Source organism: uncultured Xylophilus sp. (assembly GCA_913776965.1).
GTDB lineage: Bacteria > Pseudomonadota > Gammaproteobacteria > Burkholderiales > Burkholderiaceae_C > Xylophilus.
The window spans coordinates 43,438-52,532 of sequence record CAJYQL010000097.1 but is presented as its reverse complement, the minus strand read 5'-3'; the positions used below and the strand labels follow the sequence as shown (position 1 = coordinate 52,532).

The following is a 9,095-nucleotide window of genomic DNA, read 5'->3' as shown; positions in this document are numbered from 1 at the left end:
CCAACCTTCCAGAATTCTCATGGCAGTCTACAGCATGACCGGCTACGCCAGCGTCCAGGACACCGGCCCCGCAGCCGGTGCCGAAGGCGACGGCCGCGCCGGGCCGGCACGCCGGCTCGGACTCGAGATCCGCTCGGTCAACAGCCGCTTCCTCGACATCGCCTTCCGGCTGCCGGACGAGCTGCGGAGCCACGAGGCGGCCCTGCGCGAACGCATCACCACCCGCATCAAGCGCGGCAAGGTCGAGGTGCGTGCCGCCATCGAGACCGATGCGGACACCGCCCTGCCCGACCCGTCGGTCCGCATGCTGCAACGGCTCAACGGACTGCAGGATGCGGTGCGCGCCTGGCTGCCGGGCGCGGTGCCGCTGTCGGTCGCCGAAGTGCTGCGCTTCTCGGCGGCCGAACAGGACCGCGGCCGCCCCTACGACTGGAGCGCCAGCCTGATGGCGCTCGCCGACCAGGCGATCGCCGACCTGCAGGCCGCACGCGAACGCGAAGGCGCGCGCCTGGCCGCGATGCTGCGCGACCGCGTCGCCCAGCTGCGCGCCCTGGCCGCCCAGGCCACACCGCTGGTGCCGCAGCTGGTGGAACAGCAGCGCCAGCGCTTCATGGAACGCTGGCGCGAGGCGATGGCCCTCGGCGAAGGCACCGTGCTGCCGGAAGCCGCGCAGGACCGCGCGCTGTCGGAAGCGACCGCCTTCGCGATCCGCATCGACGTGGCCGAGGAGATCACCCGGCTCGACTCCCACCTCGACGAGATCGACCGGCTGCTCGGCAAGGGCGGCGAACTCGGCAAGCGGCTCGACTTTCTGATCCAGGAATTGCACCGCGAAGCCAACACGCTGGGCTCAAAGTCCGCCGCGCTGGAGTTGACGCGGATCAGCGTCGACATGAAGGTGCTGATCGAGCAGATCCGCGAGCAGGTGCAGAACCTGGAGTGAGGCGCTCCGCCGGGAGTCGGTCCCGGCGTCAGCCCTGCTGCAGGACGTTCGCCAGCCAGTCGCACAGCGGGCTGTCCGGCGCCTCGAAGCCGTGGATCGCCGAGAAGTGGTGGGCGTCGGGCTGGTCCAGCAGCGACGATGCGTTGCCCGCCGCCGTCCAGGCATCGCGCCAGGCGAGCGACTGCCGCGCGAACTCGGCCTGCTCGCGGCCGCCCCAGGTGAGCATTACCGGCGTGGCGCAGGACCGCACGCCATGGATTGGCGACAGGCGGCGCACGTCGCCTTCGGTCAGCTGGATCTTGGGCTGCAGCCAGCTCCAGCGCAGCGGCGCCAGGTCGTAGAGGCCGCTCGCCAGCACCGCGGCGGCGAACGGGTCCTGCGGCAGACCGTAGTCGGCGTCCCATTCGGTCTGCAGGCACATCGCAGCCAGGTGGGCGCCGGCGGAACTGCCGCCCACCGCCACCCGGCGCGGATCGCCGCCGTGGTTTTCGATTTGGCGCAGGACCCAGGCGCAGGCCGCGCGCATCTGCCGGACGATCTCGCCGACCGTCACCGCCGGGCACAGCGCATAGTCGGGCACCACCACCGTGATGCCGCGCCGCTGCAGGCCCAGCGCCACGCAGCTGAATTCCTTGGACGACAGCGCGCGCCAGTAGCCGCCGTGGATGAAGACGAACACCGGCGCGCCCGGACGGTCCGCCGGAAAGATGTCGAGCGACTCGGCCCGGGTCGGGCCGTAGGGCACGTCGAGAATGCAGCGCAGCGTGGCACGCGCATGGGCGCTGCGCTCCGCGTAGTGGCGCAGCTCGGCCGCGCGGTCGGCCACCGGGATCGCGGTGTCGTACTGCGCGTCGATCTGTTCCTGCGTCGTGAAGTCGCGGTACAGCGGGAGCACGGCGACCGCCTCAGTCCGGTACGACGGCCGTAACCTCGATCTCGACCTTCGCCCGGTCCTCGACCAAGCCCGACACCTCGACTGCCGTCATCGCCGCGTTGAAGCTGCCGATCAGCTCGCGAAACGCCTTGCCGATCTCGGGATAGGCGGCGACGTAGGCCTTGCGGTCGGTCACGTACCAGGTCATGCGCACGATGTGCTCGGGCTTCGCGCCGCCGGCCTCCAGCACCGCGACCACGTTCTGCAGCGCCTGGCGCACCTGACCGGCCAGGTCGTCGGTGTGGAAAACGCCGTCAGCATCCCAGCCGATCATGCCGGCGACGAACACCATGCGACCGCGGGCGGTGACACCGTTGGCATAGCCGCGCGGACGGGGCCAGCCGGGGGGAAGAAGGGTCTGCATCGGGTTATCTCCGGTCGGTCGTCGTCGGTGGGTCGCTGCCCTGCGGCAGGCCGCGCAGGGCCGCCAGCAGGTCATCGGGCAGCGGCACAGCCTTGTGGGTATCGAGATCGGTGGTGACCAGCACCTGGCGCGACTGCATGCGCAGGCCGTCGTCGCCGCGGCACTGCAGCACCAGCGTCAGCGAGCTGCGGCCGACGCGCTCGATGCCGACCGTCTGCCGCACCGCGTCGCCCATCCGGCTGATCGCCTGGAACTGGCACTGCAACTGCACGATCGGCACGCCGACGCGCCGGCGGCCGAGCAGGTCGGCGTAGTTGATGTCGAGGCCGTCGGTGAACCAGTCCTCGACCAGCCCGTTCTGCAGCACCAAGTACTGCGGGAAGAACACGATGCCCGCCGGGTCGCAGTGGGCGAAGCGGATGCGCAGCGGTTGCGCGAACACCACCGTCGGGTCGGCGAAGGCGAGCTGCGTCATACGCCGATGTACCGCTGCCAGAGGCCCGGGTCGGCCGCCAGCGCCGCCGAATCGCCCTGCCACACCACCCGGCCGCGCTGCACGATCGTGTGCCGGTCGGCCAGCGAGATCAGCCGCTGCACATATTTATCGATGACCAGGATGCTCTGGCCCTGCGCGCGCAGCTGCGCGAGGCAGCGCCAGATCTCCTCGCGGATCAGCGGTGCGAGGCCCTCGGTCGCCTCGTCGAGCACCAGCAGGTAGGGATTCGTCATCAGTGCCCGGCCGATCGCCAGCATCTGCTGCTCGCCGCCCGACAGCTGGTTGCCCATGTTGCGCGAACGCTCCGCTAGCCGCGGAAACAGCGCGTACACCCGGTCGAGCGTCCAGGGGTCGGCCGACTGGTTGCGGTTGGCGCCGAAGGCACGCAGGTTCTCGGCGACCGACAGGTTCGGGAATATCTGCCGGCCCTCGGGCACCACCGCCAGGCCCATGCGGGCGATGCGGTCGGGCTCCAGCCGGTCGATGCGTTCGCCGCGGAAGCGCACCGTGCCGCCGCGCGGCCGTACCAGGCCGAGCACCGAGCGCACCGTCGTCGTCTTGCCCATGCCGTTGCGGCCGAGCAGCGTGGCGACGTCGCCGGCGCCGATGCGCAGCCCGACGCCGAACAGCACCTGGCTGCTGCCGTAGGACGTCTGCAGGTCGTCGACCTCGAGCAGGGCCGGCCGGTCCCCCGGCACGGCGGGCTGCCGCACGTCGGCGGAGTGTGGGGCGTGCGTCGTCATGCGGCGGCCTCCTCGGCGGCTTCGTCGCCCAGGTAGGCGCGGCGGACCTCGGCGTTGCCGCGGATGTCGTCCGGCGTGCCGCAGGCGATCACCCGGCCGAACACCAGCACCGAGATGCGGTCGGCGAGGCGGAACACCGCATCCATGTCGTGCTCCACCAGCAGCACCGTGGCTTCGCCGCGCAGCGACTGCAGCAGCGCCACCATGCGCTCGGATTCGTCGGGGCCCATGCCGGCCATCGGCTCGTCGAGCAGCAGCAGCTGCGGCGCGGTGGCGAGCGCGAGGCCCACCTCCAGCTGCCGCTGCTCGCCGTGCGCCAGCGCGCCGGCGACCGCATGCATCTGCGCGGCCAGCCCGACCCGCTCGACGACGGCCGCCGCCTGCGCATAGCGGGCGCGCTCGCTGCGCGCGGCCTGCCAGAAGCGCATGCTGCTGCCCTCGCGCGCCTGCACCGCCAGCGCCACGTTGTCGAGCACCGACAGCCGGCGGAAGATGCTGGTGATCTGGTAGGACCGCGCCAGGCCGCGCAGCACCCGCTGCGGCATCGGCAGCCGGGTGATGTCCTCGCCGCGGAACAGGATGCGGCCCGCGTCCGGCGCCAGGGTGCCGGAGATCTGGTGGATCAGCGTCGTCTTGCCGGCGCCGTTCGGGCCGATCAGCGCATGGATTTCGCCGGGCTGCACGGCGATCTGCGCATGGTCGGTGGCGACCAGCCCGCCGAAGCGCTTGACCAGCCCGTCGATGTGCAGCAGCGGTGGCGTGTCGGCGCGCGTGCTCATGCGCTCCTCCTGCGCTGCAGCAGCCCGGCCAGGCCGTGCGGCGCCACCAGCACCACCAGCAGCAGCACCGCCCCCAGGCCGAACTGCCAGTGGATCGTGTAGGCCGCCAGGATTTCCTCCAGCAGCAGGAACACCACCGCGCCGATAAAGCCGCCCCAGACATGGCCGACGCCGCCGAGGATCACCATTACCAGCAGCAGGCCCGACTGGTTCCACTGCAGCAGCGACGGGCTGACGAAGCTCGACTGGTTGGCCAGCAGCGCGCCGGCGAGGCCCGCGATGGCGCCCGCCAGCGTGAAGGCCGCCAGCTGGTAGCGGTAGACCGGAAAGCCGATGGCGCCCATGCGGGTCTCGTTCTCGCGGATCGCCTGCAGTACATGGCCGAAGCGGGCATTGAGCAGCCGCTGGATGCCGAGGAAGGCCAGCACGAACAGCACCAGGACCACGTAGTAGAAGCGGGTGTCGTCCGCCAGATCGACACCGCCGCCGAGGACCGAGCGGCCCGCCAGCGTCAGGCCGTCCTCGCCGCCCCAGGCCTTGATCGACACCATCAGGTAGAACAGCATCTGCGCGAAGGCCAGCGTGATCATGATGAAGTAGACGCCCCGGGTGCGCAGGCTGACGGCCCCCACCGCGAAGGCGAACAGCGCGCTCGCCAGCACCGCCGCCGGCCAGGCGATCCAGGCAGACGCGATACCCTGCTGCATCAGGATGCCGACCGCATAGGCGCCCATGCCGATGAAGGCCGCGTGGCCGAAGCTCACCATGCCGCCGAAGCCGAGCACCAGGTTGAGGCTGGTGGCGGCGAGCGCGAAGATCAGGATGCGGGTCGCCAGGCCGATATAGAAGTCCTCGCCGATCGCCCGCGCGGCGAACGGCAGCACGGCCAGCAGGAGCAGCACCGGCACCGTCCAGCGCGGGCGCAGCGCATGGTCGAGCAGGCCGGCGGGCGCCGCGTCCGGCACCGGTACGGACCGGGCGCCCGCGGGGGATGGAATCGTCGTCGTCATGCGGTCGGGCCCTTCATCCGTGCGCCGGGAACAGCCCGCGCGGTTTCCAGAACAGCACCGCGGCCATCAGCAGGTAGATCAGGATCGATGCCACCGCCGGCCCGGCGCTGCCGGCCGCCTCCGGCCCCAGCCAGGCGCCGAAGGCCAGCGGTATCAGCGTGCGGCCGGCGGTGTCCACCACGCCGACCAGCAGTGCGCCGAAAAGCGCGCCGCGGATCGAGCCGATGCCGCCAATCACGATCACCACGAAGGCGAGGATCAGGATGCTCTCGCCCATGCCCACCTGCACCGCCAGCAGCGGCCCGAGCATGCCGCCGGCCGCCGCGCAGAGCGCCGCGCCCAGGCCGAACACCGCGGTGAAGAGCCGCTGCACGTTGGTGCCCATCGCCAGCGCCATCTCGCGGTTGGAGGCGCCGGCGCGCACCTGCATGCCGATGCGGGTGCGCGTGACCAGCACGTAGAGCAGCGCCGCCACCGCCAGACCCACGCCGATGATCAGCAGCCGATAGGCCGGATAGGAGAAGCCCGGCAGCAGCTCGATCGGGCCCGACAGGCTGGCCGGCGGGTTGAGCGCAACCGGCTGCGAGCCCCAGATCATGCGCACGCCCTCGTTGGCCATCAGCAGGATCGCGAAGGTGCCGAGCACCTGCGACAGGTGGTCGCGCTTGTAGAGGCGGCGCAGCACGGTCACCTCCAGCAGCATGCCGACGAGCGCGGTGCCGACGACACCCGCGCCCAGGCCGATCCAGAAGGAGCCCGAAGCGGCGGCCGCGGTGGCGATCAGGTAGGCGCCCACCATGTAGAGCGAGCCGTGCGCCAGGTTGATCATGTCCATGATGCCGAACACCAGCGTCAGGCCGGCGGCCAGCAGGAACAGCATCAGCCCGAACTGCAGCCCGTTCAGGGACTGCTCCAGAACCAGCACGCCGCTCATGCGCGTCAGGCCGCCGGCATCTTGCAGGCGCCGACGTAGGCGTCCGCATGGTTCTTGAACACGGTGCCGAGCGTGCGGTTGGTGACCCGGCCCTGGCTGTCCTTGGTGATCACGCGCAGGTAGTAATCCTGGATCGGGAAATGGTTGGTGTTGAACTTGAACGGTCCGCGCACCGACTCGAAGCGCGCCGCCTCCAGCGCCTTGCGGACGGCAGCCTTGTCCTCGATCCTGCCTTTCACGTCGCGCACCGCGCCGTCGATCAGCCGGGCCGCGTCGTAGCCCTGCGCTGCATAGAGCGACGGCAGCCGGCCGTATTCTTTCTGGAAGTCGGCGACGAATTTCTTGTTGGCGGCGTTGTCCAGGTCGTGCGCCCAGAGCGAGCTGTTGAACATGCCGAGCATCGGCTCGCCGACCGCCTTGATCACGTCCTCGTCGGCCGAGAAGCCCGGGCCGAAAAGGGTCATGTCCTTCGAGAGGCCGGAGCCGACGAACTGCTTGATGAAGTTGATGCCCAGGCCGCCCGGCAGGAAGATGTAGACCGCATCCGGCTTGGCAGCGCGCATCTTGGCGATCTCGGCGCCGTAGTCGAGCTGGTTGAGCGGCGTGTACGCCTCCATCAGCACCTCGCCCTTGTAGAAGCGCTTGAAGCCGGCCAGCGCGTCCTTGCCGGCGGGATAGTTGGGCGCCAGCAGCGCAACGCGCTTGAAGCCCTTGTCGGTCACCGTCTTGCCGACCGCCTCGTGCAGGTTGTCGTTCTGGTAGCTGGCGCTGAAGAAGTAGGGGTTGCACTGCTCGCCCGCGTACTGCGACGGGCCGGCGTTGGCGCTGATGTAGAAGGTCTTGGAGGCGAACGTCGGCGCGCCGACGGCGAGCATCACGTTGGAGAACACCACGCCGGTCATGAAGTCGACCTTGTCGCGCTTGATCAGCCGGTCGGCGGTCTGGCGGGCCACGTCGGGGCTCTGCTGGTCGTCGGCCACCACCACCTCGGCGGGCAGGCCGCCGAGCTTGCCGCCGCCGTGCTTCATCGCCAGCTGGAAGCCGTCGCGGATGTCGATGCCCAGCCCGGCGCCCGGGCCGGAAAGCGTGCTGAGCAGCCCGACCTTGACCGCGTCCGCGGCCTGGGCGGACAGGGCGAGCGCTGCGAGAACAGCGGCGGCGAGGGGCTTGAGCGACGATGCGGAAACGGACTTCATGGTGCGACCTTTCTGTCGGTGGAGCGGGAGGCGATGCCGGACACGGCGGTGGCGGGAATCGGTGCCGGGGCCGTGTCGTCGCGGCCCAGGCGGAAGCGCTGGAGTTTGCCTGTTTCGGTGCGCGGCAGACCGGCCACGAAGGCGATGGCACGGGGGTATTTGTACGGAGCCACGGTCTGCTTGACGAAGTCTTGCAGCAGGCGGGCGGTCGCGTCCTCGCCGGCATGGCCGGGGCGCAGGACGACGAAGGCCTTGACGATCTGGCCGCGCTCCTCGTCGGGCACGCCGATGACGCCGCATTCGGCCACCGCCGGATGCTGCAGCAGCGCCTCCTCCACTTCCGGCGCGGCGATGTTGTAGCCGGCCGAGATGATCATGTCGTCGGTGCGCGACTGGTAGTGGAAGTAGCCGTCCTCGTCCATCCGGTAGGCGTCGCCGGTCAGGTTCCAGCCGTCCTGCACGTACTGCGCCTGGCGCGCATCGTCCAGGTAGCGGCAGCCGGTCGGGCCCTGCACCGCGAGCCGGCCGACGGTGTTGGGCGGCAGCGCCCGGCCCTCGGCATCGACGATCCGGGCGCGGTAGCCGGGCACCGCCACACCGGTGGCGCCCGGGCGGGCATGGGCCTCGTCGGCCGAGATGAAGATGTGCAGCAGCTCGGTCGCGCCGATGCCGTCGATCAGTTCGATGCCGGTCGCCTCTTTCCACAGCGCGCGGGTCGCGGCCGGCAGCGCTTCGCCGGCGGACACGCAGCGGCGCAGCGTGCCGGCGCGCAGCGCTTCGCCGTCGGCCGCCATCGTGCGGTAGGAGGTCGGGGCGGTGAACAGCACCGTCGCGCCGTAGTCGCGGATGCCGTCGATCAGCTGCGCGGGCGAGGCCTTCTCCAGCAGCACGGTGGACGCGCCGATCGCCATCGGGAACAGCAGCAGCCCGCCGAGTCCGAAGGTGAAGGCCATCGGCGGGCTGCCGATGAAGACATCGTCCTCGTGGGCGCGCAGCACATGGCGCGGCCAGCAAGCGCAGATCGCCATCACGTCGCGGTGGAAGTGCATCGTCGCCTTCGGCACGCCGGTGGTGCCGGAGGTGAAGGCGAGGATGCAGGTGTCGTCGGCGGCGGTGTCGACCGTGTCGAACTGCGCCGGCTGCGCGGCCATCGCCGCCTCCAGGCCGTTCGCCGACGGGTCGTGGAAATGGCGAACCTGCCGCAGCACCGGGCAGGCCTCGGCCGCAGTGCGCAGCTCGTCGGCCAGGCGCAAGTCGCACAGCGCATGGGTGACCTGCGCCTTGTCGACGATCGCCTGCAGTTCCTTGGCGCGCAGCAGCGGCATGGTCGCCACCGCGATGCCGCCCGCCTTCATCACCGCGAACCAGCAGGCCGCCAGCATCGGCGTGTTCGGCGCCCGCAGCAGCACCCGGTTGCCGGGCACCAGACCCATGTCGTGCACCAGCACGTTCGCGATCCGATTGGCCTGCGCCTGCAGGTCGGCATAGGTCCAGCGCACGCCGGCCCCCTGGATGCAGAGCCGGTCGCCGCGGCCGTCGGCGACCGCACGGTCGAGCAGTTCGGTCGCGCAGTTCAGCTGCGCCGGGAACTGCAGTTCGGGCAGGTCGAAGCGGTAGACGGGCTGCGCCTCGAGCGGCGGCAGCCGGTCACGGGCGAAGGTGTCGATGTGCGCGCTGGCCATGCGAAAAACCCCTT

At 70.7% G+C, this 9,095-nt stretch carries 10 protein-coding genes; 1 reads left to right on the top strand and 9 read right to left on the bottom strand.

The window, feature by feature from the left end; translation table 11 throughout:
* The first annotated feature begins 19 nt into the window (after positions 1–19).
* Positions 20–943 (top strand): YicC/YloC family endoribonuclease, encoded by a 924-nt coding sequence (locus QZ500_RS14010; protein ID WP_295856019.1) that lies wholly within the window; start codon positions 20–22, stop codon positions 941–943.
* A 28-nt stretch (positions 944–971) separates the two neighbouring features.
* On the opposite strand, the gene QZ500_RS14005 is transcribed toward QZ500_RS14010, so the two are convergent.
* From QZ500_RS14005 to QZ500_RS13965, 9 genes are all read right to left on the bottom strand, one after another.
* The gene (locus QZ500_RS14005) at positions 972–1,838 is read right to left on the bottom strand and encodes an alpha/beta hydrolase (protein WP_295856016.1); all 867 of its coding nucleotides are present in this window, start codon (positions 1,836–1,838) and stop codon (positions 972–974) included.
* 10 nt (positions 1,839–1,848) lie between these two features.
* Positions 1,849–2,241, bottom strand: a complete 393-nt coding sequence (locus tag QZ500_RS14000) for a RidA family protein (protein WP_295856015.1) — start codon at positions 2,239–2,241, stop codon at positions 1,849–1,851.
* A gap of 4 nt (positions 2,242–2,245) precedes the next feature.
* The gene (locus QZ500_RS13995; RefSeq protein WP_295856014.1) at positions 2,246–2,716 is read right to left on the bottom strand and encodes a thioesterase family protein; all 471 of its coding nucleotides are present in this window, start codon (positions 2,714–2,716) and stop codon (positions 2,246–2,248) included.
* On the bottom strand, positions 2,713–3,414 hold the full coding sequence (locus QZ500_RS13990; RefSeq protein WP_295856018.1) for an ABC transporter ATP-binding protein: 702 nt from the start codon (positions 3,412–3,414) through the stop codon (positions 2,713–2,715). The genes QZ500_RS13995 and QZ500_RS13990 overlap by 4 nt, the downstream gene beginning before the upstream one ends.
* Positions 3,415–3,476: 62 nt before the next feature.
* Positions 3,477–4,259, bottom strand: a complete 783-nt coding sequence (locus QZ500_RS13985) for an ABC transporter ATP-binding protein (protein WP_295856013.1) — start codon at positions 4,257–4,259, stop codon at positions 3,477–3,479.
* Positions 4,256–5,269 carry a branched-chain amino acid ABC transporter permease gene (locus QZ500_RS13980; protein ID WP_295856012.1) on the bottom strand — a complete coding sequence of 338 codons (1,014 nt, stop codon included), beginning with the start codon at positions 5,267–5,269 and terminating at the stop codon, positions 4,256–4,258. The genes QZ500_RS13985 and QZ500_RS13980 overlap by 4 nt, the downstream gene beginning before the upstream one ends.
* A gap of 13 nt (positions 5,270–5,282) precedes the next feature.
* A complete protein-coding gene (locus QZ500_RS13975; protein ID WP_295856011.1) occupies positions 5,283–6,203 on the bottom strand; it encodes a branched-chain amino acid ABC transporter permease in 921 nt (306 codons plus the stop codon).
* Between the two features lie 5 nt (positions 6,204–6,208).
* On the bottom strand, positions 6,209–7,399 hold the full coding sequence (locus tag QZ500_RS13970; RefSeq protein ID WP_295856010.1) for an ABC transporter substrate-binding protein: 1,191 nt from the start codon (positions 7,397–7,399) through the stop codon (positions 6,209–6,211).
* Positions 7,396–9,081 carry an AMP-binding protein gene (locus QZ500_RS13965; protein WP_295856009.1) on the bottom strand — a complete coding sequence of 562 codons (1,686 nt, stop codon included), beginning with the start codon at positions 9,079–9,081 and terminating at the stop codon, positions 7,396–7,398. Before QZ500_RS13965 ends, QZ500_RS13970 begins: the two co-directional genes overlap by 4 nt.
* Positions 9,082–9,095: the final 14 nt, after the last annotated feature.